We start from the raw sequence: 26606 nt of genomic DNA on the forward strand, positions 1-26606 counted from the left end.
TTGCGTGCGTGGCCTGCCTAATTTTGTGGCGCTTCCGAGAGGTATTTTCTGAAAAGTTGCCCCAGAAGGCAGCCTGCCTAGCTCCGGAACGTACACTAACTACCGAGCCCTATGATGCCCACGTCATTGTCTGCCGCTACTCTTATGAAACCCATCGAATCTTCCACGCTGGCAATGTTGGATCAGCGCTGCCCCCGCTGCCACCAGGGGCCGCTGTTCTCGCACAGCGCCTACAACCTAGCCCACTTCACTGACATGCCGGAGCGCTGCCCGGTGTGCGGTCAGCTTTACGAGATTGAGCCCGGTTTTTACTGGGGCGCCATGTACATCAGCTTCGCCTTTGGCACCGGTATCATGCTGGTGGTGGGCATGTTGCTCTACTACCTGGCCGGCGACCCGGATACCTGGGTGTATGTCACGACGGTGGCCGTGGGCGTGCTGCTCACCGCGCCGCTCTCGCTGCGCTATTCCCGCACCATCATGCTGTATCTGTTTGGCGGCGTGCGCTATACCCCCGATTGGGCCAGCTCTCCGGCGCGCCGGGACTAAATTTCAATACTTTGTAAAGAACCCAACAGGACGCTTCTCACAGGAGCACCCTGTTGGGTTCTGGCGTTTTCGCTCCTACCCCACCAATCAGCTGCCGCCGCAGCCACCGCACTACATCGGCATCCACCTGGTCGCGGCATTCATCGAGGCCGTGCCGACAGCCGGGGTACAGCAGCAGCTCTTTGGGCTGGCCGGCCCGTGCGTAGATGTTTTCGGAGCAGGCAGCGGGCAGCACCTCGTCGGCGGTGCCGTGCACGAGCAGCAGCGGACGCGGGCTCACCTGCGGCGCCAGATCGGTGCCGTAGGTCTGGCTGCTCATGGCCACCACGGCTTTCACCTGCTCGCTGAGTGCCCCGGCGCTAATCACCACGGCCCCGCCAAACGAATGCCCCACCAGCGCGATGGCGCCGTAGCCGCGCTGCTGCACCAGGTGTTGCACGGCCAGCAAGGTATCGGCCACACAATCTTCCAGATAATTAGGCTGGCGGTAGTGCAGGCGCAACGAGGCAATACCCAGGTGCGCGAGCTGCCCGGCCAAGCGCGGGTACATGCCCCAGGCGGGTCCGTCGAGGCCGCCACCCGCGCCGCCAACCCACACCACGGCGGGCGCGCCTATCGGGGCCGGGTGCAGCCGGGCCGGCATTTGGCCTAGGTTGGTGTGAAAAGCTAGCTCCTCCACGCCCTCTACCACCTGCTCCAGGGTCACTCCTTCCAGAATGAATTCGCGTTGTTGCTGTTCTCGTGCCATGTGCTTTCTGGTAGTGTACTTCGGTAGTGTACTACAGCCAGCCAGATTGGATATAGCGGAGCTTGGGTGCAGAAGTCGCCCGACGGCCTGGCTTGCTCCAAAACCTAGCTCGTCCGTACGTGTTATGCTCAGGTAATTGCACACTTACGGCAAGTGGCAACCTGCTTACTACCAGCCTCATTCCCTACCTGCATGGCCGCTTCCGAGCAAATAGAGCCTTTCGATTGGCAACGCATTCTGTGGTCGGAAGACGCGCCCCCGGCTTTTCTGGGCGAGGTGGCGCTGCGCTGCGTTATCACCTACCTGCTGGTGCTCGGGGCCCTGCGCGTGACGGGGCGGCGCGGCGTGCGGCAGCTCTCCATTTTTGAGCTGAGCATCATCCTGGCCTTGGGCTCGGCCGCCGGCGACGCCATGTTCTACTCCGATGTGCCGCTCACGCACGTAGCACTGGTTTTTGTCGTCGTGACAGCGCTATACCTAGGTTTCAATCGGCTGACAGAGAAGTCGGTGCGCTTCAGCGACTGGCTGGAAGGAGCTACCGTTTGCCTCATCGAAGATGGCTTGGTAGATATGAAAACCTTCACAAAGCAGAACCTGACGCAGAAAGAGCTGTTTGGCGAGTTGCGTCAGCACCAGGTAGAGCACCTGGGGCAGGTTCGCAAGCTGTACATGGAGGCGACCGGCAACGTAAGCGTGTACTTTTTTCCGGATGCAGAAGTGCGTCCTGGGCTCCCGATCTGGCCGGAAGTAGTACGAAATTCGCAAGATCAACTCTCTCAATCAGGCACTTACGCCTGCGCTACGTGTGGCTACACGGCTGCGCTAGGTTCGGGTACGCACCAGTGCCCACGCTGTGCTAATCAGAAATGGCTGCCTGCCTGTACGGCGAAGCGGCAAGCCTAGCTTTCTGCCCAATTAGCAGAAAGAAGTGGCTAATTATACCTAGCCTTGCAGTTCGTCTTTAGCTTTTCTGCCTTATGCTGCCCTTACTCCACGTCCACCACATTGCCATCATCTGCTCCGATTACGCGGTTTCGAAGCGCTTTTACACAGAAGTGCTGGGCCTCACGATCATTCGGGAAGTGTATAGGGCCGAGCGGCAGTCGTGGAAACTGGACCTGGCTTTGAACGACCACTACATTATAGAGTTGTTTTCGTTTCCGGGCGCTCCACCGCGCCTATCTCGTCCCGAAGCCATCGGGCTGCGCCACCTGGCTTTTGCCGTGTCGGACCTAGATGCCACGGTGCAGGAGCTAGCCCGGCTTCAGGTAGCGGCCGAGCCCATCCGGGTAGATGAATTCACCGGCCGCCGTTTCACGTTCATCGCCGACCCCGATGATCTGCCCCTAGAATTTTATGAAGTGTAAGCGTACCATGCGACGAGCACGTAAGCGTGGCACGCGACTGGCCTAGGTGCTGACGCTGTCTTGCAGCCAGTGCCCTAAACCAAGCAGGCTTCCTAGCCTGCCCCACCAGCCGCCCGGCATGAGCCGCAAATACAAGTTTCGCTCGCAAGACGACCTATACTTCATCAGCACCGCCACCATTAACTGGATTGACGTTTTCACCCGTTCGCTTTACAAGGATATTGTAGTAGAAAGCCTGCGTTTCTGCCAGCGCGAAAAAGATCTGGACATTTATGCGTGGTGCCTGATGACGAACCACTTGCACATGATTATCGGCACGCGGGGGCGTAAAATGGAGCATACCCTGCGCGATATGAAGCAGTTCACGGCCAAACGCATTCTGGAAGCCCTTGCCGAGCATCCGGAAGAAAGCCGGCACGACTGGATGCTCTGGATGATGGAGCGCGCCGGGCGCCGCATGCCCGGCAATGACATCTACCAGTTTTGGCAGCACGACAACCATCCGATTGCCGTGTTCACGCCCACGGTGCTCCTCCAAAAGCTGCATTACATTCATCAGAACCCCGTGGTAGCCGGCTTTGTCGAGCGGCCCGAAGATTGGCTTTATAGCTCGGCCAAGAATTACTACTCTTCGGATTTGCCTTTGCTGGATGTGCTGCTTATCGAATAAACTTAGGCAGGCTGGGAAGCCTGCTGGGTTTTGGGCACTGGCTGTAAGCCAGCGCCAGCTTTCTTATCTACTTCTACCTATGCAACGTACTTGCCTTGCCCTGCTCCTGGGTTTATTTCTAAGCTTTATTCCGAACCTAGGTTGTGCCCAAAACACGGGCTTAGTTACCTGGAAGGATATTGCGCAGCTGCCCGCACCGGCACCCGGCCAGTGCATTTCCTACAGTTCTGATTCACTGCAATTTGGCGAGTTGCGCCTACCTGCTGGCGCGGGGCCGTTTCCGGTTGTGGTCCTTATTCATGGGGGCTGCTGGCTTTCGGAGTACAACGCGCAGTATATGGCGCATATTGGTGCGGCACTTACCAAGGCGGGCTATGCTACCTGGAATCTAGAGTTTCGGCGAGTGGGCAATGCGGGCGGCGGTTGGCCCGGCACGTTTCTAGACGTCGCGCAGGGCACCGACTATGTCCGCCAACTCGCCAAAACCTACCCTATTCTCCCGAAGAAAGTAGTAGTGCTGGGGCATTCGGCGGGTGGGCACCTGGCTTTGTGGCTGGCTGCGCGCCGCCGCTTGCCGCGCAATAGCCCGCTGTACTCCAAGAATCCGTTGAAGCTGAGGGGCATCGTTTCTCTGGCTGGCATCCCCGACCTAGCTGCCTATAGCACGGCGTCCGGCAGCTGCAACGCAGCAGTTGCCAAGCTGCTAGGTGGTCTGCCCACCGACGTACCCGAACGGTACGCGACGGCGGCGCCCTCGCAACTGTTGCCCTTGCGCGTGCCGCAACGGCTCATCCAGGGCAATCAGGACCCGATAGTACCCGTGAGCCAGGCACAGGATTTCGCCACGCTAGCGCAAGCGAAGGGCGATGATGCACGCGTAGTCCTACTTCCCAACGCTGGTCATTTTGATCTGGTTTATCCACCTTCTCCGGTGTGGCCCACGATAGAAAAGGCCGTACAGGAGCTGCTAGGAAGTCCGCGTGAGCATGAGCAGTAAGGCTTGCAAATCCTGGTTGATAAGCCGTACGGCAGCTTGCAGCTCGTTGAGCATATTGGCCCGGATGCGCAGTTCCTCCATGCTATACGTGCCGCCTTCCCCGAAGAACAACGCTTGTTGGCGCCGGCCTTCCGGCGAATCAGGCTGGGCGAGCTGACCGTAGTGCTGCCAGCGCTGCCGCGTATTGTGCGCCACGGAGGTTTCGCCGCGGTTGCTGAAGGCTTTTTGCTGCAAGCAATACCACACGCTCGGCGGATACAGCGCCGACGTGTGCTTTTCCGTCCACACATCCGTGAGTAAGTTACGCGGGTGCGCAAAGGCAATCTTGCGGTGCGAGGTCAGAGTCAGCAAACCTAGCCCGGCCGTGAGCAACCCACCCCCGATACCAAAGGCGTATTGCGGGGCCTTCCGCTCAAAAACCGTGGTGCCGACACCCGCCGCCGCACCCACGCCGATCGACAGTACCGTCAGGCGTTGCGCGCGCTGGCTCTCCTGCTCGGCCAGGTAACCCGCCACTTGGTCGGCCCGCTCGCCTTCGCAGTCCAGTTCGGCGGCGGTGCTGGCAATGGCGGCCGTCATGAGCTGCAAGTGAGCCAGCACTTTCTGGCGCTGGGCAGCGGTGGCAAGCTTGTTGGCTTCGGTGGGTTGCTGCCGGGCGGCCCGCTCCAGCTGCACGAGCACTTTGAGGGTTGGCAGCACTCCGGCGGCGTTGGCTATCAATAAATTGCGTCGCGAATACCGGGCGGTGATGGCACTATCGAGCAGCGGCTGAATAGCGGGCAGCGGCGCCAACGCAGAATCGTACGAGTAGAGTTGCGGCGGGTCGCAGTAGCCAGCTTCTAGTTGCAGCTTCCCATCAGACTGCGAGCGTAGCGCGCAGCTACTCAGCAGACCTAGGCCTATTAGCCAACTGGCAGAAACACGGAGCAGCTTCATCAAGGGCCGAAGGTAAACTTCGCCGGTGAAGATAAGCTGAACTAACTTTCCAGAAAGACTAGCTTCTTTCACGAATGCCAAAGCTTTCCGCCCGATATTGCGGCCGCTATGGCCAAACCCGACCTTCCCTACCTCATTATTGATTTCGACAGCACCTTCACCCAAGTCGAAGGACTCGACGAGCTAGCCGACATTGCCCTGCAAGGCCACCCCGACCGCGAGAAAGTAGTAGGCGACATCCGCGCCCTCACCGATTCGGGTATGAATGGCAGCATTTCCTTCTCCGAATCACTGCGCCGCAGGCTAGGTCTGCTGAGCGCCCGGCGTGAGCATCTACCGTTGCTGGTGGCGCAGCTAAAGACGAAAGTTTCGGATAGCATCGTGCGCAACCGCGACTTTTTTCGGCAGTTTCCGGGGCGCGTGTACATCGTGAGCAGCGGCTTCCGCGAGTTCATCGAGCCAGTAGTAGCCGACTTTGGCATTGAGGCTAATTACGTGCTAGCCAATACCTTCACCTACGACGAGGCCGGCAACATCACGGGCTTCGACCCAAGCAATGTGCTCAGCCGCGACGGCGGCAAAATCGAGCAACTGCGCCAGCTCAACCTGCCCGGCGACGTGTACGTGCTCGGCGACGGCTACACCGATTATCAAATCCGCGAAGCCGGCTTAGCCAATCGTTTCTACGCCTTCACCGAAAATGTGACGCGCGACGCCGTAGTGGCCCGCGCCGACGAAGTGGTGCCCTCTTTCGACGAATTTCTGTACCAGAATAAACTCCCGATGACGCTTTCTTATCCAAAAAACCGCATCCGTGTTTTGCTGCTCGAAAACATCGAGCCCACCGCCGAACAGCTTTTCCGCGAGGAAGGCTATCAGGTTGACATTGTGCAAGGTGGCCTCGACGAAGATGAGCTGGTAGCGCGCATTGAAGGCGTGAGCATCCTAGGTATTCGCTCCAAAACGCAAGTGACGCAGCGCGTGCTCGACGCCGCCAACCGTCTGATTGCCGTGGGTGCCTTCTGCATCGGCACCAACCAGATTGATTTGGTGGGCTGCATGAAAAAGGGCGTAGCCGTGTTCAACGCACCCTTCTCGAACACTCGCTCGGTGGTGGAGCTGGCGTTGTCGGAGATTATTGCACTGGCCCGCCGCCTGCCCGAAAAGAGCGAAAAGATGCACCAGGGCATCTGGGATAAATCGGCCAAGGGCGCCTTCGAAGTGCGGGGTAAAAAGCTAGGTATCATTGGCTACGGCAACATCGGCACGCAGCTGTCGGTGGTGGCCGAAGCGCTCGGGATGCAGGTATTCTACTACGATATTGCGGAGAAGCTCCAGCTCGGCAACGCCCACAAAGTGCGCGCCCTGCACGAGCTGCTGCAACAGGTCGATATCGTGACGCTGCACGTTGATGGTCGCACCAGCAACACCAACCTCATTGGCGCTGAGGAATTTGCATTAATGAAGCCGGGCACGATCTTCCTCAACAACAGCCGCGGCCACGTCGTAGACGTGTCGGCGCTAGCTGCCGCGCTGCGTTCCGGGCACCTAGGTGGCGCGGCCGTCGATGTGTTCCCCTACGAGCCGAAAACCAACTCGGAGCCGTTCGAGAATGAACTGCGCGGCCTGCCCAACGTGCTGCTCACGCCGCACATTGGCGGCAGCACCGCCGAGGCCCAGCGCAACATCGCCGAGTTCGTGCCAGAGCGCATCATGCAGTACATCAACTCGGGCAACACCCAGCAGAGCGTCAACTTCCCCAACATTCAGCTCCCCGATCAGCAGGCGCACCGCCTCATTCACATCCACGCCAACGTGCCTGGTGTGCTGGCCCGCATCAACAACGTGTTGGCCAACCGCCACGTCAACATCCTGGGTCAGTACCTGAAAACCAACGAGCACATCGGCTACGTGATTACCGACATCGACAAGCAATACGAGCCGGAGCTAATCAACGAGCTGCGCCACGTGGAGCACACGATTAAGTTTCGGGTGCTGTATTAAGCCATGTCAGAAGAGAAAAGCAGGCTCAGCCTGAAGTCGGCACATGGGTGCCTTTTCCTCTTCTGGTTCGGCGTATTTCTCTTGCTACTTGGATTGGTGCTCACACTTAAGGGAGTCAAGACCTTTCATTATCCAAGCTCTACCAGTGTAAAGCCACAGAATGGTACACCCAACATGCTTTTTTGGCTAGGCGGAATGTGCGTTGGTGCAACAGTACTGCTCTTACTAATCTCCCGAATAGATCAAATGGTTCAACGCAAGAAGGCCGTTAGAAGAGAAGCCCAAGAGCGACGGCGTATTCGCAAGCACCATAAGAAGCGGCATCAGTGAGGCTGCGTGTGCTCTAGTCAATCACAACTAAGTTTGGGAGTTGTATTAAGAACTAAACCCTATCAGCCCGAGAAAGGCTAGGTTGCGTTGGCGCTCTGACCTCAACACAACCTAGCTTTTACTTTTTTATGCGCTGAGGCAGACGGCTAATAGATTGATAATGGTCTGTATTGAGAACACCCTCACATCCGCTCCCGCACCTGCCCTAGCACGCGCTCCATTTCCTTGCGAATCTCGCTGGTCTCGGCTATGTGGTTGTTGTTCATGAAGCTCACGGCCAGCAAACGACCTTTGCGCGTGCGCAGATAGCCGCACAGGTTGTGATTGTTGGTGAGGGTGCCCGTTTTACCCCAGAACCACGTCCCGCTTTTATCGTGGTACACGCGGCGCAGGGTGCCGTGGCCACCACCTGCCGCCAGCAGACTCAGCAGCCGCGGCTCGGGAACTTCCTGATGTAGCTTCAGCAGCAAGGCCACCAGCGTGCGGGGCGTTACGAGGTTGAACCGCGAAAGACCGGAGCCATCCACCCAGCGCGGCACGTCGGGCAGATCAGTGAGGTATTGCCGGCGCACGAGCCGGATGACGCGACTCGTGTCGAGCGAATCTGTACCTAGCTTGCTGGAGCACATGAGCAGGAGCTGCTCGGCCAGGAAGTTGTCGCTCACTTGCAACATGCGCCGGTAAAGCGAGTCGACGGGCAAGCCGGCGAGGGTACGCACCGAATCTTGCAACCTAGGTTGGCGCCACGGCAGCAAACCCACGGGGCGGCGCAAAGTATCTTGCAACAGCTGCCGCAACAGCTCCGGACTGGTCCGGAAAGGTGTTTCATCCACCCAGTTTTTGGCCGCCGGGAAGTACGTAAACTGATTTTCCAGCAACGCCCGCCGCACATGGTCGGCACTTGTCGCGCCCGTGGGGGCAGCTTGCACCACCGGATTGAAAAAGCGCGGCCTTACCCTAGGTCGCTGCCCCGACCGGCCGTAGAACCGAACCGTGTGCCCGTAGATCGGAAATGGCCCGCGCTCCGGCGAGAAGTAGTAGTTGAAATCATCCCAGCCCCAACCCGGCCCAAAGGCATCAACGCACGGAATACCTAGGTAGAAGAGCTTCTCGGGCCGCTTTTGTAGGAAGTCGAAGGCACGGCGGCTCGGCACATCACCGTGCAAAAGTGTGGGGTCGCCGGTGCCCCAGAAAAGCAGCGAGTCGTGGCGCACCACATAGCGCAGGCTAGGTAGCGAATCACCCAGCAGGTGCAGGCCAGCGTATAAGCTAAACAGCTTCATCGTGCTGGCCGGCGTAAAATAACGGTCGGCGTTTAGCTCGTACAGCTTCTCGCCCGTGACCACATCGGTGATGCACACGCCCACCTGATGTTGGCGCAGCATCGGCGAATCGGTGATGAGCTTGTTGAGCCAGCGCGGACCGTGGCCCCGATTCAGAGAAGTTTCGGCTTCATCATCGCCGCCGCTAGCAGCAAAGACGAATGTGGTTACTAGAAGCAGCGCCAGCAAAGGCAGACGGCGGAAAAGCGTAAGCAGCATAGGCTGCAAGATGCAGCGGTTGCAGGGTAGAATGGAAATTGCGGCAGCGGAAAGTTTTGTGCAAGCAAATCGGGTTTGTCATTCCGAGCAGCGCGAGGAATCTGAATTGATCAACCTAGGTCTTCACTCAGATTCCTCGCGCTGCTCGGAATGACACTACTACACTCCTGAACCTAGGTCATGGCGCCGGTTCTTAACCGGAAATAGACGAAATCCAACACGCCCGCGCCGACTTCTTTTCGTACCTTTGTTTCCCGTTATGCCAGACCGAACTCCAACTTCCGCGGCTGCAACGGCCAAGTATATTTTCGTCACCGGCGGGGTGACTTCCTCCCTCGGAAAAGGAATTGTTTCCGCTTCCCTCGCCAAGCTGCTGCAAGCGCGCGGCTTTCGGGTCACTATTCAGAAGTTTGACCCCTACATCAACATCGACCCTGGCACGCTGAACCCGTACGAGCACGGGGAATGCTTCGTGACCGACGACGGCGCCGAAACCGACCTCGACCTAGGTCACTATGAGCGTTTTCTGAACACGCCGACTTCGCAGGCTAACAACGTTACAACGGGCCGCATCTACAACCACGTAATCCGCAAAGAGCGCGAGGGCGCTTACCTAGGTAAGACGGTGCAAGTGGTGCCGCACATCACCGACGAAATCAAGCGGCGCATGCTGCTGCTGGGGCAAGCCGGCGAGTTTGATGTGGTGATTACCGAAATCGGGGGCTGCATCGGCGATATTGAGAGCCTGCCGTTTGTGGAGGCCGTGCGCCAGCTGCGCTGGGAGTTGCCGCCCAACGATTCGCTCGTTATTCACCTCACGCTGCTGCCCTACCTGGCCGCAGCCGGCGAGCTGAAAACCAAGCCCACGCAGCACTCGGTGCGCGACTTGCGCGAAGCGGGCCTGCAACCCGACATTCTGGTGTGCCGCTCCGAGCACCCGATTCCGATGGAGATGCGCAAGAAAATTGCGCTGTTCTGCAACGTCAAGATCAACTCCGTTATCGAGTCGCTGGATGCTGACAGCATTTACTCGGTGCCGCTGCTCATGCTGAAAGAGCAGCTCGACGACCGGGTTATCAAGAAGATGAAGCTCACCGGCGGCACTGCCGTGCCCGATCTGGAAGCCTGGAAAGATTTCCTGGGTCGCTTGAAAAACCCGACTGAGGAAGTGACTATTGCGCTGGTTGGCAAGTACGTGGAGCTGCCGGACGCCTACAAGTCCATCACCGAGTCGTTCATTCACGCCGGTGCCCACAACGAGTGCAAGGTGACGGTGCGCAGCATTCAATCTGAGCACATCAACGTGGATAACGTGGCTCAGCTGCTGCACGGCGTAGATGGCGTACTGGTAGCACCGGGCTTTGGCGAACGAGGTTTTGAAGGGAAAGTGGCCGCTATCAAGTACGTGCGGGAGAACAACATACCCTTCTTCGGTATCTGCCTGGGTATGCAGTGCGCCGTGGTGGAGTTTGCGCGCAACGTGCTGAAGCTGGAAGGCGCCAACTCAACTGAGATGGATGGCCAGACGCCAAACCCCGTCATCAGCATGATGGAGGAGCAGAAGGCCATCACCCAGAAAGGCGGCACCATGCGCCTGGGCGCTTACACCTGCGAGCTGCGCAAAGGCTCGAAAGCCGCTAAGGCATACGGCCGTAACCAGATCAGCGAGCGGCACCGCCACCGCTACGAGTTCAACAATGACTACCTGGCTCAGTTTGAGGAAGCTGGCCTGCTAGCCTCCGGCGTGAACCCCGACACGAACCTCGTGGAAGTTATTGAGCTGCGGGACCATCCGTGGTTTGTGGCCGGGCAGTTTCACCCCGAGCTGAAAAGTACCGTCCAGAACCCGCACCCGCTGTTTGTGCGTTTCGTACGCGCTGCTATTCAGCACCATAAGAACGAGATTTAGAAATGTTGGGTGTTGAAGGTTGAGTGTTGAATGACGTTCAACTTTTAACTCGATGAAGCATTCCGGGAACGTCATTCCGACCAGCGGGCGGAGTCTCATGTGCTATGGTAATCCTACTGATTGGAGCTACTACGGCACGCGAGATTCTGTCCGCTGATCGGAATGACGTTTTTACAATCGGGAAGCACCTAGGTTCCGAAAAGAAAAACAGCTGCCAAATTGTCCGCCATTCAACATTCAAAACTCAACATTCAACATTTCCCTCTGCCACACGCTACCTTTGTGATTGGTTCGCCCACTTTTTGAGGCGGCCTTTTTCTTGTTTCCTCTTTTAGAAGCCGTTAGGGCTTCGTCATTTTCCTCCCCGTCAGTTCCCGTCAATGGACAAGAACCAAGCAACCGGCCTGTTTTTAATTTCGGCCCTGCTGCTCGCCTATTTGTTTTTCTTTGCCCCGAAGGCCCCGAAGGATAAACCGGCCGCCAAACCCACCACTACCGCCGCTGCTGCTCCGAGTGCCACGCCAGCCGTTGCCGCGCCCCTCGACTCTGCCACGGCGGCCCGCACCCTAGGTACGTTTGCCACGGCTGCGCAGGGCACGGCCCAGCAGGTGCAGCTCAAAAACGACAAGCTCACGGTCACGTTTTCGACCAAAGGCGGCCGCATCGAAGCCGTTCGGCTGAACGATTACAAAACGTTCTTCGGCCAGCCCTTCGACCTGATTGACAGCCAGAGCGCCCAGCTGGATACGCGCTTCCGCACCACGGATGGCCGCACCGTCAAGCTTTCGGACCTTTATTTTCAGCCCGCGGGCGGTGCTCAGCCCATAGCGGAAGGCGAGCAGAAAGGCCAACGCCTCACGTTTGCCGCTGAGGTGGCGGGTGGCCGCATCGAGCAAGTTTATACGTTGTTAGACAACTCTTTCCAGCTCGGCTACAATCTGCGCTTTACGGGCTTGAACAACGTGCTGGCACAGGAGCCGCTGACCTTCACGTTCCTGGACCGCGTGCGCCAGACCGAGCAGGACCGCACCCAGAACCGCAATCACAGCACCATCAACCACTACCTGGCCAGCGGTGACCGGGGCGAAATTGCGGAAGCATCCGAAAAACCGGAGGAAGTGAAAGTGACCGAGCCGCTGAAGTGGGCCGCCCACAAGCACGACTTCTTCGTGGCTGGCATCATTGCCGAGCACCAGTTTAGCAACGGTCAGTTCAACTCTACCATCACCAACGAAGACCCGACCTTCATCAAGACGCTGACCAGCACGCTCACCATTCCAGCGACCGATGTGCAGCAGGGAAAAGCTAGCTTTCGGTTCTACTTCGGCCCGAACTCGTTCAACATCTTGAAAGACGTAGCGCCTGAGTTTGACCGCAACGTGTACCTAGGTTGGGGCTTGTTCCGCTGGATCAACCGCTTTGTGGTTATTCCGGTGTTCCACTTCCTGGAGCAGTTCATTAGTTCCTACGGCATTATCATCGCCTTACTGGTGGTGCTTATTAAGCTGGTAACGTGGCCCTTGACCTACAAAACCTACGTTTCGCAGGCCCGCATGAAGGTGCTGAAGCCGGAGCTGGACCAGATCAAGGAGAAGTACGGCGACGACCAAGCCAAGGTGCAGAGCGAAACCATGAAGCTCTACTCCTCAATGGGTGTAAGCCCGCTCAGCGGCTGCGTCCCGACGCTGCTGACATTGCCCATCCTATTTGCCATGTTCAGCTTCTTCCCCAACTCGATTGAGCTGCGCCAAGAGCCGTTCCTGTGGGCAAAAGACCTGAGCAGCTACGACGTGTTCATCAAACTGCCCTTCGCCATTAAATGGTACGGCGACCATGTGAGCATGTTCACGCTCCTGATGACGGCCTCTACCCTGCTCATGACGTGGCAGAGCAACCAGCTGAACACGGCCATGCAGGGCCCGATGAAGTTCTACAGCTACCTGATGCCGCTCATCTTCCTGTTTGTGCTGAACAGCTACGCTTCGGGCCTGACCTGGTACTACTTCGTCTCCAACGTCATCACCTTCGCCCAGCAGTTTATCACCCGTCGCTTTGTGGATGACACCAAGTTGCGCGCTCAACTCGAAGCCAACAAGATCAAGAACAAGGACAAGAAACCCAGCGGCTTCCAGGCCCGCCTCGCCGAAGCCATGAAGGCCGCCCAAGAGCGCGAAGCCGAAGCAAAAAAGCAAGGTCAGCCGAAGCCGAAAGGCAGCAAGTAAGACCTAGGTTTTTCGGAGTAGAAAAGCCCTTCTGCTACGTGCGGAAGGGCTTTTTGTTTACTTAGGCGCGTCTGTCATTCCGAGCAGCGCGAGGAATCTGGATTAGCCACCTAGGTTCGTAACTCAGATTCCCCGCGCTGCTCGGAATGACAGTTCTGACACCCTATGTTTTACTCCTTGCGCACCCGCTCCAGCACCAGTTGGTTCATGGGATTAGGCGTGAGGCCGTGCACGTTGTTCTGAGTCAGGCGCACAACCTGGTCGTAATACAACGGAATGACCGGGGCTTCTTCCACCACGATGCGGTCCATTTGCTGGTAAAGGGCGTAGCGCTTCTGTGGGTCTTGCTCCAGCTTGGCTTGCTCGTAAAGTCGGTCGTAGGCAGCACTTTTGAAGTGCGTTTTGTTTGGGCCGGCGGGCGAGAAGTTAGGACTGTAGAATAAAGCCAGGTAGTTCTCGGCATCGGGGTAGTCGCCCAGCCATGACTTCGTGAAGAAAGCGGCCCGGCCGTTATCAACCAGCTCCTGGTGCGCCGCCGCCTGGTTCACGTCAATGGTCACCTGCACACCCACTTCGGCCCACTTTTTCTGCAAATACTCACACACTTCCTTGCGCTCCGCCACCGTACTCAGGCGCAGGCGCAACGGCTTGCCAGGCCTGTACCCGGCCGCGCGCAAAAGCTGCCGGGCTTTCTCCGGCTGATACGTGTAGCCCGGCACCAGCTTGGCGCTATAGGAAGGCAGCGACGACGGCACAAAGCCCGAAATACCCGGCACACCGACGTTGTTCAGAAAATAAGCCAGCAGCTCCGGCTTGTTGAGCGCATAGCTCAGTGCCTGCCGCACGCGCTTATCGCCCAATGCCGGGTTAGCGCCATCACCACGCAGGTTCCCCGGATCCAACTGAAAACCTAGGTATTCGGTATTGAGGTAAGGCACCTTTTCGAAGCGAAACTTGCCTTTAAAATCTTCGCGCACCGTACCATCAGGGTACAGAATCAGGTCGCGGGAGCCCTCCCGAATGCCCGACAGAAAGTCCAGCTTGCCCTGCTGAAACGTCAGAAACTCCGTCTTGCGGTCCTGAATGAAGCTGATCTGCACCGCTTCCAGGTATGGCAGCGGCTTGCCTTCCGCGTCGCGGCGCCAATAGTTTGGGTTGCGGTGGTAGATGATAGCGTTGCCTTCATCCCAGAGCTTAAACTGAAACGGCCCCGTACCCACCGGATGCTCCCGAAAATCTTTGCCGTAGCGCTGCACTGCCTCGTGCGGCACCACATAGGCGTAGGGCATCGTCAGGATGCCCAGGAAGGGAATGAACGGTTCCTTGAGGTAGATGCGCACGGTGCTATCATTCGGCGCCACAAAGGCCGTGTCGCTGATTTCCCCTTTGGCGTTTTCCAGCACTTTGCCCCGGAAAACCCAGCCACCAGGGCTAGCCGTGGCAGGGTCGAGCAGACGCTTGAAGCTATAAACAAAATCCTGCGCCGTTACGCGCCGACTTTTGCCCCCCGGAAACACCTCCGAATCGTGAAAAAACACGTTGGCCCGCAGCACAAACGTGTACGTCCTGCCATCCGGAGAAATGTCGTAGCGACGTGCCAGCGCTGGCCCTGGCTTTAGCTGATCATCAAGCTCTACCAAGCCATTATAGAGCTGCGTCACAGCCCAGATATTCGCCTGTTTGTTGGCAAAAGCGGGGTCCAGCGAAGTCAGCGCCTCGGGCTGATTGTAGCGAAAAACACGTCGATCATTGACCGGCTCGCCTGGGCTGCCGCAGCTGGCTAACGCCATGAGCAACGCAGACGAGAACCCAGCAAAACGACGCGGAAACAAGAACATGGGAAAGACGAAACAGTGTATATTTGTGCTAAACTAAGCTGTTAGCAGTTAGCTTTCAGAACAAGTCTTTTCTTTCCTACTGACCAGCTAGCTCCTTTTTTTAGCTTTTTCGTAAGCTAACAACTACAGTCAGCAGCTATTAGCTCCATCATGAACGTAACCTACTACGGCCACTCCTCTTTCCTCTTCGAAATTGAGGGCAGCAAAGTGCTCTTCGATCCTTTTATCAGCCCCAACCCGCTTGCTTCAGCTATCGACGTAACCACCATCGAAGCCGACTACCTGCTGCTCAGCCACGGCCACGGCGACCATGTCGCTGATGCGGAAGCTATTGGGAAGCGCACCGGTGCCGAGGTTGTTGCTATTGCCGAAATTGCCGGTTGGTTTGGCAACAAAGGCCTGAAAGCGGCTTATCCCATGAACATTGGCGGCAAGGTAAAGCTGCCCTTTGGTACCGTGAAGATGGTAGCCGCCGCGCACTCCAGCTCGCTGCCCGATGGTTCTTATGGCGGCTTGGCCGCTGGCTTTGTCGTTGAGGCAGAGGGCAAAACCTTCTACTTCGCCGGCGACACGGCACTGACCTACGACATGAAGCTCATCGCTGAGCAGCACAAGCTCGACTTCGCCCTGCTGCCTATCGGCGACAACTACACCATGGGCATCGGTGATGCGCTGATAGCCGCTGATTGGGTAGGTGCTTCCAAAATCATTGGCATGCACTACGATACTTTCCCGGTGATCAAGATCGACCAGGAAGCAGCCAAGCAGCAAGCTCAGCAAGCCGGCAAAGAACTGGTGCTGTTGCAAATCGGTGAGACGATTACTTTGTAAAAAAGCTAGTAGCTGATAGCTGTTGGCTGTTAGCTTTTTTTGATCAGAACACGAAAAGCTAGGAGCTAACAGCCTAAAGCTAGCAGCTCATCAATCATATGGGAAAAATTATTGCGGTAGCCAATCAAAAAGGAGGAGTGGGTAAAACCACCTCGGCCATCAACCTGGCGGCTAGCCTGGCGGCCTTGGAGTACCGCACGCTTCTGGTGGACGCCGACCCACAGGCCAACGCCACTTCCGGCGTGGGTTTCGATCCGAAAGACATCGAGAACAGCGTGTACGAATGCATGGTCGACGGCATCAACGCCCAGGATATTATCCTGAATACCAACATTCTGCCCCACCTCGACCTCATGCCCTCCCACATCGACTTGGTGGGTGCTGAGGTGGAGATGATCAACCTGCCCAACCGCGAGGAGAAGATGAAGGAAGCACTGCGGCCCCTGGCCGATCAGTACGACTTCATCATCATCGACTGCTCGCCGAGCCTAGGTCTGATTACGGTGAATGCTCTTACGGCGGCGCACTCGGTTATCATTCCGGTGCAGTGCGAGTACTTCGCCCTCGAAGGCCTAGGTAAGCTCCTGAATACCATTAAGATCATTCAGAGCCGCCTGAACACGGAGCTGGAAATCGAAGGCATTCTGCTCACGATGTACGATGTGCGTCTGCGTCTCTCCAACCAAGTGGTGGAAGAAGTGAAGCTGCACTTCCAGCAGCTTGTGTTCGAAACCATCATTCCGCGCAACGTGAAGCTGAGCGAGTCACCTAGCTTCGGCATCCCGGTCATTCTGCACGATGCGGAAAGCAAAGGCTCGATCAGCTACCTGAACCTGGCCCGCGAGATTGTGGAGAAGAACGTAGTAGCTGGTGAGCACGAAGAAGCCGGCGACGAAGCAGCTTAATCTGCTGATTGCTGATGAGTTGAATTGCTGATTACTCTTTTACGAAATGGCAGGTGTTTTCACCTGCCATTTTCATTTAAGCCAACCTAGCTTACTGTGTATTGGTGTTGATGAGCGTCATCGAACACTGCGCCCTTCTACGTTTCCTCTGCGCACCTCTGCGGGAAATGACGTCCGCAATGTGTACCAGCTTTCCATACCAGTTCATCCCAGCCCAATGTTCCACGATTATTTCTGTTCGTGGAACAAAATTTCTGCTGCATCCCCGGCGTTTGTGTATTTTTGAATCTTGCTTTCGCTCGGTGTTGGGTGAAAGCTGATTGTAGGTATGTCAGAGAAGAACGAAGATAAAAACGCTCCCGCAGCACCCAAACGGAAGATTGGTGGCCTAGGTCGGGGCTTGAATGCCCTCATTGAAGGTAGCTACGAGAAGAAAAGTGAGCGGGTGGGCCTTGTCCCGCATCCGGTCAACTCGGTCGGGATGATTCCGGTGGAGCACATCCAGGCCAACCCCTACCAGCCGCGCACGCACTTCGACCAGGAAGCCCTGCGCGAGCTAGCCGACTCGATTAAGCTTCAGGGTATTATTCAGCCCGTAACGGTGCGGCAGACGGGTACGAATGCGTACCAGCTCATCAGTGGTGAGCGGCGTTTGCAAGCGTCCAAGCTGGCTGGCCTCGATACTATTCCGGCCTACATCCGCAAAGCCGACGACCAGCAGATGCTGGAAATGGCTCTGATTGAGAACATTCAGCGCGAAAACCTGAATGCCATCGAAATCGCCCTGAGCTATCAGCGGCTGGTGAGCGAGTGCAACCTGAAGCAGGAAGAGCTAGGCGACCGGGTGGGCAAGAACCGCTCGACCGTCACGAACTACCTGCGCCTGCTCAAGCTCCCGCCCGATATTCAGATTGGTCTGCGCGACACGGTTATCAGCATGGGCCACGCTCGGGCGTTGATCAACATCGACGATATGGAGCAGCAGCTCACGCTATTTCACCGCATCGTGGATGAAGACCTTTCAGTGCGCCGCGTGGAGCAGCTGGTACGCAACGGTCTGGCGCCCAAGCCTGCCTCTGCTACCGAGCAGACTCCCGCCGAGCCTGCCGTGCCGCAAGTGCCCGTGGCCGAGCTGCGCCGCACCGAGCGCCACCTCTCCGACCGCTTTGGCAGCCGCGTGCAGGTGAAACCCGGTCCGCAGGGTCGTGGCGAAATCAAGATTGCCTTCGATTCTGTGGAAGACATGCAGCGCATTCTTCACATTCTGCAACCCGCCTAATTTCGTCATGAACATCAGGCTTCGTGGTCTAGGTATTCTGCTGGGGCTAGTCCTCGCATTAGTAATCCGTCCGGCATTTTCCCAAACTACTTTCCCAGGTGGTACATTGGGCAACTCCCTCGGAAATTCGCTAGGTAATAACACACTAAATAACAGTGTGCTAGATACTGCGCAAGGCCGACCAATCGCGAAGCGCAAGAAAGACACCGCCGCCGACTCTGCTCGCCGGACAGAGCGGCTACTGATCTTTCGCCTTACGAAGCCGGCGAAAGCGGGGTTGCTGTCGCTCATTTTTCCGGGTGGCGGGCAGATTTACAACCACAGCTACTGGAAGCTGCCGTTGGTGTACGGTGGTATTGGCGCAATTACTTACGCCGATTTTTTCTATCAAGTCCGCTACAAAGAGTACGCGAACAGCTTAGAAATCTGGCGAAGAACAGGGACTAATACCGGGGACCCAGGACCTAGGTCTAGCTTGGAAACTTCAGAAGCCAACGTCAGAACAGGCCTTAATGTTTACCGCACTTCGCGCGACAAGTTCATAGCTTACTCGCTACTCGTGTATGGTGTTACGGCCCTAGATGCCGTGGTAGACGCGCACCTGAGTGAATTCGATGTGAGCGACGACCTTAGCCTTCATTGGTACCCTACCCTCATTCCCATGCCGTCGGCGCTACCGATGCCCGGTTTGGCGCTTACGCTTAACTTAAATTCTAAACGCTCACCTAAATGAAGCTGCTGCTAATTGGCTACGGCAAAATGGGCAAAGCCATTGAGGTCCAGGCCGTAGCCCGCGGCCACCAGATTGCTGGTATCGTAGATCCGGCCCGCCCTGGCGTAAGCATCACTGACTTCGATTCGACAGCTGTCGACGCGGCCATTGAGTTTACGCATCCCGACTCAGCTTTCAACAACGTCATGACGTGCCTGCGGCAGGGAATACCAGTTGTTTGCGGCTCCACGGGTTGGCTACATCACTTTTCAGAAGCGCAGGCTTTGGTGCAGCAAACAGGTGGTGCCCTGTTCTACGCCTCCAACTACAGCGTGGGCGTGAATCTGTTCTTCCACTTCAACGAGTACATTGCCGCTAAAATGCACCAGTTTGGCGGCTACGATGTGCAGGTGAAAGAAATTCACCACACGCAGAAAGTCGACCAGCCCAGCGGCACCGCCCTCACAGCCGCGGAAGGCATTCTGAAGCACTTCCCGACCAAAACCACCTGGCGCAACGAACCCACCGAAGCGCCGCAGGAACTAGCCGTTCTTTCGGAGCGTATAGGCCAAGTGGTTGGCACTCATATCGTAACCTACACCTCGAACGTGGATGCTATCGAGCTAAAGCACGAGGCTCACTCGCGGGAAGGCTTTGTGCAGGGTGCTTTGCTGGCCGCTGAGTGGCTGCCAGGGCGCCAAGGCGTATTTGGGATGAAAGAACTGCTGGGCTTATAATCTTTTGTGGGCAGCCACGTTTTCTATCTGTAAATCAGAACCTAGGTACACAGGTGCAGGCTCACGCAACATTCGCGTAAATAAGTAGATATTTACCAATCAGCGCCCGGTGCATCCGGGCTTTATCTTACTCGCTTACTCTGGCTTTCCACGCACAACGATATGGCCGTACAATCCTGGGAACAACGCACTGCTACTCCCCCTCCTCCCATCAAAAAACCCAAAGGCTTTTTCCGGGAATGGGGTGATGCTATTCTCTTTGCAGTGGTGGCGGCCACGCTTATCCGCTGGGCCACCTTTGAGGCGTATACCATCCCGACGCCTTCCATGGAGCACTCGCTGCTCGTCGGCGATTATCTGTTTGTGAGCAAGCTTCACTACGGGCCGCGCACCCCGCAGACGCCTTTGCAGGTGCCGCTTACCCACCAAACTATCTGGGGGACCGACTGGAAGAGCTACTCCGATGCTATTCAGCTGCCGTCTTACCGGCTGCCGGGTTTCTCGGAAATCAAGCAAGGCGACGTAGTCGTGTTCAACGTGCCCTTCGAAAGCCAGCACCCCGCCGACCTCCGCACCAACTACATCAAGCGTTGCGTGGCCGTAGCCGGCGACGTGCTGGAAATCAAGGATACGCAGGTGTTTGTGAATGGCAAGCCCATGAACAACCCGCCCCAGAGCCAGAATCGCTACTACCTACAGGTGAATGATGTCATTCGCGACAAAGTGTTTCGTGACCAGGGCGTGACCGATTTCAACAACCCGTCGGGCATTCCGCAGCCGCAGCCTACGCAGTTTGGCCCCGCGTACATCGTAGATGCCACGCCCGCTACCGCCGACTATTTCAAGCAGCAGTCTTTCGTGAAAGGCATTGTGCAGGATAAAAGCCCGGCTGGTCAGGCTGAGATGGACATTTTCCCCAATAACCCCGACTATCCCCACAGTCAACCTAGCACCCCGGCCAAATTCAACTGGAACCGCGACAACTACGGCCCGCTGCAACTCCCAAAGAAAGGCCAGACGGTGCAACTCACGCCCGAAAACACGCCTTTCTACGAAAAAATCATTCTGCGCTACGAGCATAACGAGGGCGTTACGGTCCTTAATGGCGTGATTCAGCAGAATGGTAAGCCTCTTACCACCTACACCTTCAAGCAGAACTACTACTTCATGATGGGCGACAACCGCCACGATTCGCTTGATTCGCGCTATTGGGGTTTTGTGCCGGAAGACCATATCGTTGGTAAAGCCGTGCTCATCTGGCTGTCAGTGGACCCTTACTCCGATTTCTTCCACAAAATTCGTTGGAGCCGCTTGTTTAATCTGATCGATTAGTCATCAATAAACTCACAACCTAGGTACACAAAAAAGGCGTCCTGCTCAGGACGTCTTTTTTGTGTACCTAGGTTGGGCTAGCTACCACTGAATTGGCGTTTGGCCGTGCTGTTCCAGGTAGGCGTTTGTCTTGCTGAAGGGCCTGGAGCCGAAGAATCCCCGGTCGGCGGCGTAGGGAGAAGGATGCGCCGCTTTGAGCACGAGGTGCTTGCTACCGTCAATGATTTCACCTTTTTTCTGCGCGTAGGCGCCCCACAGAATGAATACGACGTGCTCCTTCTGCTCCGATATTTTCTGAATAACGGCATCGGTAAACTGCTCCCAGCCCTTTTTCTGGTGCGAGCCTGGCTCACTAGCTCGCACAGTGAGCGTGGCGTTGAGCAGTAAAACACCTTGCTGCGCCCAGCGGTCGAGGTTGCCATCGGGGGCGGGCGGTGTGCCGGGCAGGTCGTCGTGCAGCTCCTTGAAGATATTCTGGAGCGACGGGGGCGTGCGTACGCCGTGCGCCACGGAGAAAGACAGACCGTGGGCCTGTCCGCGTCCGTGGTACGGGTCCTGACCTAGGATCACCACTTTGGTTTTGTCGAACGGGCAGGCTTCAAACGCGTGAAATATCTGCGGGCCAGGTGGATACACGGTCGTGGTAGCGTACTCGCCCCGAATGAAAGCCGTCAGGTGTTGAAAATATGGCTTTTCAAACTCATCTTGTAGTACGCGCTGCCAGCTTTCTTCTATCTTTACAGACATGGAATATGTAATTTTTTAAGGAGTCAGCTTACCTTTTTAGGGCTAAGCTGCGTAGATAAACCAAATTCCGGCCACGGCTGTTTGTCTTTTACTGAACTGAATGAGAGCCATGAATACCACGACCACGCAAGGCGTCACGGTTAGCGTCACAACAAATTATCTACCCGACTATTCCAGCCCTAGCCAGGAACACTACGTGTTTGCCTACAAAATTGATATTCGCAACAATAGCGAATATACGGTGAAGCTGCTACGCCGGCACTGGCACATTCATGATGCCAATGGTGTCGTGCGCGAAGTAGAAGGGGAAGGCGTTGTAGGGCAGCAGCCTGTGCTGGAGCCCGGCGACTCGCACCAATATGTATCGGGTTGCAACCTTAAGAGCGGCCTGGGCAAAATGTGCGGCACTTATCAGATGGAACGTCTCGTGGACGGCCGTAGCTTTATGGTAGAAATTCCTGAGTTCACGCTGGTAGTCCCCTACCGTCTGAATTAGTATTTTTGGTACCCGATACTTAGTTAGCAGTGTTTAGCGAACAGGAAATCCTTGATTTTGCTATCTCCGCACTAAGCACGGTTACCTAAGCACCAGAAATTGCTCTACCAGGCACTCAGCTACTTACAGTTTTTACTCCGCTCGGGGAATGCGCATGGGCTGCATTCCCCGTTCGTTTTTGCGCTCTACAACGACGTTATTCAGCGCGGCGGCTTCTACTCCGCGTTTGCACGCATTGAGGCGGAGCGTAAAGCCTTGCTGCACCGGCCCGATTCCATAACCGTCTGCGACTTTGGTGCTGGCTCGCATACCGGTGCCGGCACGGAGCGCCGCGTGCGCGATATTGCCCGCACGGCGGCCAAGCCGCGCAAATTCGGGCAGCTGCTCTTCCGGTTGGTCAATCATTTTCAGCCCCGTACTGTGCTGGAGCTAGGTACTTCCCTAGGGCTGACGACGGCTTACTTGGCTGCCGCTAATTCACGGACGCGCGTCGTCACATTTGAAGGCTGCCCCCAGACGGCTGCCGTTGCCCGCGAGACTTTTCAGAACCTAAGTCTGAAGAACGTCACGCTGGTAGAAGGAAACCTCGATAACACTTTAGCAGCCAGCGCTAAAAACCTAGGTAGCCCCGTTGACTTTGTCTTCTTCGACGGCAACCACCGCTACGAGCCCACTGTGCGCTATTTCGAGCAGCTTCTCCCCTTCCGCACCGAGCACAGCCTTTTTGTTTTCGACGACATTCACTGGTCAGCGGAGATGACGCGTGCCTGGGAAACCATCAAAGCACACCCGGAAGTACTGCTGACGATTGATCTGTTCTTTGTGGGCTTGGTGTTTTTCCGCAAAAACCAGCCAAAGCAGCACTTCCGCCTGCGCTTCGACAACTTAGTGGATAAGCTTCTTAACCGAACCCGGAGCTTATCGGCCTAGGTTGATCAGGTGGCCGAATGATACGGCAAATAAATTTGCTATTATAAATAGCAAACAAATGCCCTAAATGCCAGTATATTTGGCAAGCGTACGGTTGTCACCCCGCCAACACGACTGTTTTGAGCTCTTAAAACAGTGAAGCCCGTGTTGTGAGCACGGGCTTCGGGATAAGTGGGTGTGTGAGCCACCCTCAAATCCACTGGTTATGGGTAAGGGTCGTACAGACTTGGATGGGCTTCATTTCCAATGCTCCATTCAGGTTTCCACTACCTTCCTGGTGAAGGTACTGGCAGCTTTGGGAGGAATGGGAGGTTTATACCTCTTATTTGGCCCCTAGCGTAATGGTAGCAGGAGGCGCGAGCTTCCTGCTATTTTTGTTTTCAACGAAACAAATATAAGGTATGTTTTCGCAAAAAACGGACATTAAAATTGGATAGTTGGCAGCTACAAACCCGCTACACCTAGGTCCGCTACGTGCCCTTCGTCCTGCAAAGCCTGGCGGATATTGGTCAGCTTGGTGAGGAGTCGCTCCAGCTGATCCAGGGGCAGCATATTGGCACCGTCCGACTTGGCGGTGGCGGGCGTCGGGTGCGTTTCGATAAACAAACCATCGGCGCCAACGGCAATGGCCGCTTTGGCAATCGTCTCGATAAGAGCGGGTTGGCCGCCGGTTACGCCGCTGGCCTGGTTGGGCCGCTGCAAGGAGTGTGTCACGTCCATCACGACGGGCACGCCGAAGCTTTGCATCTCGGGCAGATTGCGGAAGTCCACCACCAGGTCGGAGTAGCCGAAGGAGTTACCGCGGTCGGTGAGGATGACGTTCTCGTTGCCGGATTGCTTCACTTTATCGACGGCAAACTGCATAGCCGCACCCGACAGAAACTGGCCTTTTTTGATATTGACCACCTTGCCGGTTTTGGCCGCCGCGATGAGCAGATCAGTCTGGCGACACAGAAAGGCCGGAATTTGCAGCACATCAACGTATTCGGCGGCGAAGGCAGCCTCGCCGGTTTCGTGAATATCCGTGACGGTAGGCACGCCGATTTCCTTGCTTACTTTCTGGAGAATCCGCAGCGCCGTTTCGTCGCCGATGCCGGTGAAGGAGTCGAGGCGCGAGCGGTTGGCCTTGCGGTACGAGCCTTTGAAGATGTACGGAATCTGAAGCTTATCCGTGATGTGCTTCACGCGCTCGGCGATGCGCAGGGCCATGTCTTCGCCCTCAATCACGCAGGGGCCTGCCATTAGAAAGAACTGACCAGAATTTGTATTGCGAAAATGCGGGAGGGCAGTGGCGAGAGAGTTAAACATGAGAGGTAAACGCAATGCGTCGTTTAGTAGGCGCGATAAACAGATGAAGTGCAGGTTATGAATGCGGCATTCGGAGCCGTAATGCTGAGCGAAGAAGCGTAATAAACAGCAACAAGAAAATGACTGACACTATTAGAAAAACAGGGTATACATCAGCACGCCTAGGGTCAAAAAGTACGGTTTTTTGAAGCTCTTCTTCAGTATATAGGTTGAGGTAGTTCCTGTATACTGCCACAGCCCAGACGCTAGTTGACAAGGCACAAGCTAGCACCGCCCCTGTCAAGACAAGTACCCAGATAGCGTAAAAGAGTTTTAGGAGTAATCGCATAACTCTTTTACTGCTGTTCAGAGCCAATTTTCTTCTTCAGGCAAATAAACAACTCACGGCCTTGGCGGGGTTTGATGGAGTTATACGCGGTTTCAAAGTGTACGAACTCAAAGTAGGGAGCGAAGTACGCGCGGTACTCCTCGCGGCTGCCCCCGAAGGGCGGCTCCGACCTAGGTCCGAAATCGGCATCGAACAGTACGCCCATCAGCGTACCGCCCGCTCGCAGGAGTCGGGCGCACTGCTCGGCGTAAGCAGGTCGTAGCGCCGGCGGCAAAGCACAAAAAAATGTTTGTTCCACCAGCAAGTCGTAAGGCGGCGCGGCGGGCAGCCTGAAAAAATCCTGTAATAGCAAATGTTCCTTCGGAAAGCTAGGTACCCGCGCCTGCAAGGCTTGTAAAGCCTCCGGCGCCACGTCGGCCACAAAGATTTTTGTAAAGCCCCGATCATACAGATACTCAGCTTCATAGCCCTTTCCAGCACCCGGAATCAGGATTCGCCGGTCGTCGGGTGAACCTAGCTGCGCAAAATAATCCCGCAGCGGTGGCGTTATTGCGCCTGCGTCCCAGTCGGTGCGCCCCGTAGCGTAGCGCTGGCTCCAGTAAGACTCATCAAAGGTTAAATCCAAATTCGTACAGAATTATTAACTAGAGGCTGAATTTGCGTAGGCAGCTAATCCGTTTATTTTTGCGAATAAAGGTAATGCGCCATCCGGACAGTCCGGGCTTTACTCATTTAAAACACCCACGTTTGCCATGGAACAAAATACCAGCCCCGAGCCCCAGAAAAATAACCGGGCCCTACTTTGGATAGCCCTCATTCTGGTCCTGCTGGGCATCAATGCCGTGTTGATTTATATGAATCAGCAGAAGGGCAAGCAGAATGAGCAGCTTACAGCTACCGTGCAGGAAAAAGACACGAAGCTAGAGGAACAGATCAAGCAATTCGAAACCCTCAAAGCTGATTTTGAGCGGCAAAGCCAGGAGGTGCAGGCAATGGGCCAATCCAACGACTCGCTGGAAGCCAAGATTGCTTCTATCAACGCCGACCTACTGAAGCTGCGCTCCTTCAAGAAAGGCAGCTTCTCGATTGCCGATCAGCAACGCTTCAAGCAGCGCGCTGCTAACCTGGAAAGCCAGTTGAAGGCGAAAGATGCCGAAATTGCGCAGCTCAAGCAGGATAATGAGGCACTCTACACGGAGACAACGACTCTGAAAGAGCGCCAAAACAAGCTCACCGACACGATTTCGACGGTAGTGCGCTCGAATCAGGAGCTGACCGAGAAAGTTAATATCGCTTCGCGCTTGCAGGCTGAAAACATTAAGGTTGGTGTCGTTAACAGCCGCAACAAAGAGAAGGACGACGAAGAAAACGAGTTTAAAGCCAAGCGTGTGGAAAAGGTGAAAGTAACCTTCAACATCGCTCGCAATGACGTCGCGCCGAAAGAAACCAAGCAGATCATGATGCGTCTGATCGAGCCGGATGGTTCGGCGCTCTACAACCTGAGCACCGGCGGCGGCACGTTCATGATTGATGGCGCTGAGGCGTTCTACACGGCCAAGCAGGACATCGTGTACGACAACACGCGCCAGCCTGTGCAGTTTGTGTATGCCAAAGGCGCTCCTTACAAAACGGGTTTGCACACGGTGGAGCTGTACTCCGGCGGCGTGATGATCGGCAAAACGACGTTCACGCTGAAGTAGTCTGAACCACGAATCCCTGCGGGTTTTTCGGATTCCACGGCTTTTGTGGACAATTCATAACCTAGGTTCTATTCAAAAAGAAAAGCCTTCCCAGCAATGGGAAGGCTTTTCTTTTTGAGAGTGAAGTCAGAATAAATCAGGAAAAGAGCAGAAGTGAATCGTCCGCAAAAGCCGTGGAATTCAATTAATT

General features: G+C 56.1%; 24 protein-coding genes. 17 read left to right on the forward strand and 7 right to left on the reverse strand.

Annotated elements, in window-relative coordinates; translation table 11 throughout:
* Window positions 1-144: 144 nt before the first annotated feature.
* On the forward strand, window positions 145-549 hold the full coding sequence (locus IEX74_RS00475) for a DUF983 domain-containing protein (protein WP_229755057.1): 405 nt from the start codon (window positions 145-147) through the stop codon (window positions 547-549).
* A gap of 37 nt (window positions 550-586) precedes the next feature.
* On the opposite strand, the gene IEX74_RS00480 is transcribed toward IEX74_RS00475, so the two are convergent.
* Complete coding sequence (locus tag IEX74_RS00480; protein WP_188809918.1) at window positions 587-1297, reverse strand: alpha/beta hydrolase; 711 nt, start codon at window positions 1295-1297, stop codon at window positions 587-589.
* 192 nt (window positions 1298-1489) lie between these two features.
* Here IEX74_RS00480 and IEX74_RS00485 point away from each other — a divergent pair, with 192 nt between their 5' ends.
* The 4 genes from IEX74_RS00485 to IEX74_RS00500 all read left to right on the forward strand — a co-directional run bounded on the left by IEX74_RS00485 (window position 1490) and on the right by IEX74_RS00500 (window position 4331).
* Window positions 1490-2200: a DUF421 domain-containing protein gene (locus IEX74_RS00485; protein ID WP_229755058.1), complete on the forward strand. Its 711-nt coding sequence runs from the start codon at window positions 1490-1492 to the stop codon at window positions 2198-2200.
* A 74-nt stretch (window positions 2201-2274) separates the two neighbouring features.
* Window positions 2275-2664, forward strand: a complete 390-nt coding sequence (gloA2, locus tag IEX74_RS00490) for an SMU1112c/YaeR family gloxylase I-like metalloprotein (RefSeq protein WP_188809920.1) — start codon at window positions 2275-2277, stop codon at window positions 2662-2664.
* A 118-nt stretch (window positions 2665-2782) separates the two neighbouring features.
* Entirely contained in the window at window positions 2783-3334 is a 552-nt protein-coding gene (locus tag IEX74_RS00495; RefSeq protein WP_188809922.1) for an REP-associated tyrosine transposase, read from the forward strand.
* A 79-nt stretch (window positions 3335-3413) separates the two neighbouring features.
* Complete coding sequence (locus IEX74_RS00500) at window positions 3414-4331, forward strand: alpha/beta hydrolase family protein (RefSeq protein ID WP_188809923.1); 918 nt, start codon at window positions 3414-3416, stop codon at window positions 4329-4331.
* On the opposite strand, the gene IEX74_RS00505 is transcribed toward IEX74_RS00500, so the two are convergent.
* A complete protein-coding gene (locus IEX74_RS00505; RefSeq protein WP_188809925.1) occupies window positions 4302-5267 on the reverse strand; it encodes a hypothetical protein in 966 nt (321 codons plus the stop codon). The two genes, IEX74_RS00500 and IEX74_RS00505, sit on opposite strands and share 30 nt — an antisense overlap.
* A 108-nt stretch (window positions 5268-5375) precedes the next feature.
* Between IEX74_RS00505 and serA the strand changes: the two genes are divergently transcribed.
* Window positions 5376-7271 (forward strand): phosphoglycerate dehydrogenase, encoded by a 1896-nt coding sequence (serA, locus tag IEX74_RS00510; protein ID WP_188809927.1) that lies wholly within the window; start codon window positions 5376-5378, stop codon window positions 7269-7271.
* A 512-nt stretch (window positions 7272-7783) separates the two neighbouring features.
* Here the strand turns inward: serA and IEX74_RS00515 are convergent.
* Window positions 7784-9142, reverse strand: a complete 1359-nt coding sequence (locus IEX74_RS00515; protein ID WP_188809929.1) for a D-alanyl-D-alanine carboxypeptidase/D-alanyl-D-alanine-endopeptidase — start codon at window positions 9140-9142, stop codon at window positions 7784-7786.
* A gap of 259 nt (window positions 9143-9401) precedes the next feature.
* Here IEX74_RS00515 and pyrG point away from each other — a divergent pair, with 259 nt between their 5' ends.
* Complete coding sequence (gene pyrG, locus IEX74_RS00520; RefSeq protein WP_188809931.1) at window positions 9402-11051, forward strand: CTP synthase; 1650 nt, start codon at window positions 9402-9404, stop codon at window positions 11049-11051.
* Window positions 11052-11431: 380 nt separating this feature from the next.
* The gene (yidC, locus tag IEX74_RS00525; protein WP_188809933.1) at window positions 11432-13273 is read left to right on the forward strand and encodes a membrane protein insertase YidC; all 1842 of its coding nucleotides are present in this window, start codon (window positions 11432-11434) and stop codon (window positions 13271-13273) included.
* 170 nt (window positions 13274-13443) lie between these two features.
* On the opposite strand, the gene IEX74_RS00530 is transcribed toward yidC, so the two are convergent.
* Complete coding sequence (locus IEX74_RS00530; protein ID WP_229755059.1) at window positions 13444-15063, reverse strand: ABC transporter substrate-binding protein; 1620 nt, start codon at window positions 15061-15063, stop codon at window positions 13444-13446.
* 198 nt (window positions 15064-15261) lie between these two features.
* Between IEX74_RS00530 and IEX74_RS00535 the strand changes: the two genes are divergently transcribed.
* From IEX74_RS00535 to lepB, 6 genes are all read left to right on the forward strand, one after another.
* Window positions 15262-15942, forward strand: a complete 681-nt coding sequence (locus tag IEX74_RS00535; RefSeq protein ID WP_188809937.1) for a metal-dependent hydrolase — start codon at window positions 15262-15264, stop codon at window positions 15940-15942.
* Window positions 15943-16040: 98 nt separating this feature from the next.
* Window positions 16041-16847, forward strand: a complete 807-nt coding sequence (locus tag IEX74_RS00540) for a ParA family protein (protein WP_086597370.1) — start codon at window positions 16041-16043, stop codon at window positions 16845-16847.
* Window positions 16848-17175: 328 nt separating this feature from the next.
* Entirely contained in the window at window positions 17176-18126 is a 951-nt protein-coding gene (locus IEX74_RS00545) for a ParB/RepB/Spo0J family partition protein (RefSeq protein ID WP_188809939.1), read from the forward strand.
* 157 nt (window positions 18127-18283) lie between these two features.
* The gene (locus tag IEX74_RS00550) at window positions 18284-18859 is read left to right on the forward strand and encodes a DUF5683 domain-containing protein (protein WP_188809941.1); all 576 of its coding nucleotides are present in this window, start codon (window positions 18284-18286) and stop codon (window positions 18857-18859) included.
* A complete protein-coding gene (dapB, locus tag IEX74_RS00555) occupies window positions 18856-19575 on the forward strand; it encodes a 4-hydroxy-tetrahydrodipicolinate reductase (protein ID WP_188809944.1) in 720 nt (239 codons plus the stop codon). Before IEX74_RS00550 ends, dapB begins: the two co-directional genes overlap by 4 nt.
* Before the next feature lie 162 nt (window positions 19576-19737).
* On the forward strand, window positions 19738-20907 hold the full coding sequence (gene lepB, locus IEX74_RS00560) for a signal peptidase I (protein WP_188809945.1): 1170 nt from the start codon (window positions 19738-19740) through the stop codon (window positions 20905-20907).
* A gap of 81 nt (window positions 20908-20988) precedes the next feature.
* Here the strand turns inward: lepB and IEX74_RS00565 are convergent, their stop codons facing one another.
* The gene (locus tag IEX74_RS00565; RefSeq protein ID WP_188809946.1) at window positions 20989-21654 is read right to left on the reverse strand and encodes a uracil-DNA glycosylase; all 666 of its coding nucleotides are present in this window, start codon (window positions 21652-21654) and stop codon (window positions 20989-20991) included.
* Window positions 21655-21763: 109 nt separating this feature from the next.
* Between IEX74_RS00565 and apaG the strand changes: the two genes are divergently transcribed.
* Window positions 21764-22150, forward strand: coding sequence for a Co2+/Mg2+ efflux facilitator ApaG/CorD (apaG, locus tag IEX74_RS00570; protein ID WP_188809947.1), 387 nt, complete (start codon window positions 21764-21766; stop codon window positions 22148-22150).
* Window positions 22151-22249: 99 nt separating this feature from the next.
* On the forward strand, window positions 22250-23080 hold the full coding sequence (locus tag IEX74_RS00575; RefSeq protein ID WP_188809948.1) for an O-methyltransferase: 831 nt from the start codon (window positions 22250-22252) through the stop codon (window positions 23078-23080).
* Window positions 23081-23524: 444 nt separating this feature from the next.
* Here the strand turns inward: IEX74_RS00575 and kdsA are convergent, their stop codons facing one another.
* Both kdsA and IEX74_RS00585 read right to left on the reverse strand, forming a co-directional pair.
* On the reverse strand, window positions 23525-24388 hold the full coding sequence (kdsA, locus tag IEX74_RS00580) for a 3-deoxy-8-phosphooctulonate synthase (RefSeq protein ID WP_188809949.1): 864 nt from the start codon (window positions 24386-24388) through the stop codon (window positions 23525-23527).
* A gap of 335 nt (window positions 24389-24723) precedes the next feature.
* On the reverse strand, window positions 24724-25341 hold the full coding sequence (locus IEX74_RS00585) for a methyltransferase domain-containing protein (RefSeq protein ID WP_188809950.1): 618 nt from the start codon (window positions 25339-25341) through the stop codon (window positions 24724-24726).
* A 127-nt stretch (window positions 25342-25468) separates the two neighbouring features.
* Here IEX74_RS00585 and IEX74_RS00590 point away from each other — a divergent pair, with 127 nt between their 5' ends.
* Complete coding sequence (locus tag IEX74_RS00590) at window positions 25469-26416, forward strand: DUF8428 domain-containing protein (RefSeq protein WP_188809952.1); 948 nt, start codon at window positions 25469-25471, stop codon at window positions 26414-26416.
* The last annotated feature ends 190 nt before the right edge of the window (window positions 26417-26606 follow it).

This window comes from Hymenobacter cavernae (assembly GCF_014641455.1).
GTDB classification, from domain to species: domain Bacteria; phylum Bacteroidota; class Bacteroidia; order Cytophagales; family Hymenobacteraceae; genus Hymenobacter; species Hymenobacter cavernae.

Coding starts and splice junctions, on each gene's coding strand:
- IEX74_RS00475 (WP_229755057.1), top strand. CDS start 145: ATGAAACCCATCGAATCTTCCACGCTGGCAATGTTGGATCAGCGCTGC.
- IEX74_RS00480 (WP_188809918.1), bottom strand. CDS start 1,297: ATGGCACGAGAACAGCAACAACGCGAATTCATTCTGGAAGGAGTGACC.
- IEX74_RS00485 (WP_229755058.1), top strand. CDS start 1,490: ATGGCCGCTTCCGAGCAAATAGAGCCTTTCGATTGGCAACGCATTCTG.
- gloA2 (WP_188809920.1), top strand. CDS start 2,275: ATGCTGCCCTTACTCCACGTCCACCACATTGCCATCATCTGCTCCGAT.
- IEX74_RS00495 (WP_188809922.1), top strand. CDS start 2,783: ATGAGCCGCAAATACAAGTTTCGCTCGCAAGACGACCTATACTTCATC.
- IEX74_RS00500 (WP_188809923.1), top strand. CDS start 3,414: ATGCAACGTACTTGCCTTGCCCTGCTCCTGGGTTTATTTCTAAGCTTT.
- IEX74_RS00505 (WP_188809925.1), bottom strand. CDS start 5,267: ATGAAGCTGCTCCGTGTTTCTGCCAGTTGGCTAATAGGCCTAGGTCTG.
- serA (WP_188809927.1), top strand. CDS start 5,376: ATGGCCAAACCCGACCTTCCCTACCTCATTATTGATTTCGACAGCACC.
- IEX74_RS00515 (WP_188809929.1), bottom strand. CDS start 9,142: ATGCTGCTTACGCTTTTCCGCCGTCTGCCTTTGCTGGCGCTGCTTCTA.
- pyrG (WP_188809931.1), top strand. CDS start 9,402: ATGCCAGACCGAACTCCAACTTCCGCGGCTGCAACGGCCAAGTATATT.
- yidC (WP_188809933.1), top strand. CDS start 11,432: ATGGACAAGAACCAAGCAACCGGCCTGTTTTTAATTTCGGCCCTGCTG.
- IEX74_RS00530 (WP_229755059.1), bottom strand. CDS start 15,063: ATGGCGTTAGCCAGCTGCGGCAGCCCAGGCGAGCCGGTCAATGATCGA.
- IEX74_RS00535 (WP_188809937.1), top strand. CDS start 15,262: ATGAACGTAACCTACTACGGCCACTCCTCTTTCCTCTTCGAAATTGAG.
- IEX74_RS00540 (WP_086597370.1), top strand. CDS start 16,041: ATGGGAAAAATTATTGCGGTAGCCAATCAAAAAGGAGGAGTGGGTAAA.
- IEX74_RS00545 (WP_188809939.1), top strand. CDS start 17,176: ATGTCAGAGAAGAACGAAGATAAAAACGCTCCCGCAGCACCCAAACGG.
- dapB (WP_188809944.1), top strand. CDS start 18,856: ATGAAGCTGCTGCTAATTGGCTACGGCAAAATGGGCAAAGCCATTGAG.
- lepB (WP_188809945.1), top strand. CDS start 19,738: ATGGCCGTACAATCCTGGGAACAACGCACTGCTACTCCCCCTCCTCCC.
- IEX74_RS00565 (WP_188809946.1), bottom strand. CDS start 21,654: ATGTCTGTAAAGATAGAAGAAAGCTGGCAGCGCGTACTACAAGATGAG.
- apaG (WP_188809947.1), top strand. CDS start 21,764: ATGAATACCACGACCACGCAAGGCGTCACGGTTAGCGTCACAACAAAT.
- kdsA (WP_188809949.1), bottom strand. CDS start 24,388: ATGTTTAACTCTCTCGCCACTGCCCTCCCGCATTTTCGCAATACAAAT.
- IEX74_RS00590 (WP_188809952.1), top strand. CDS start 25,469: ATGGAACAAAATACCAGCCCCGAGCCCCAGAAAAATAACCGGGCCCTA.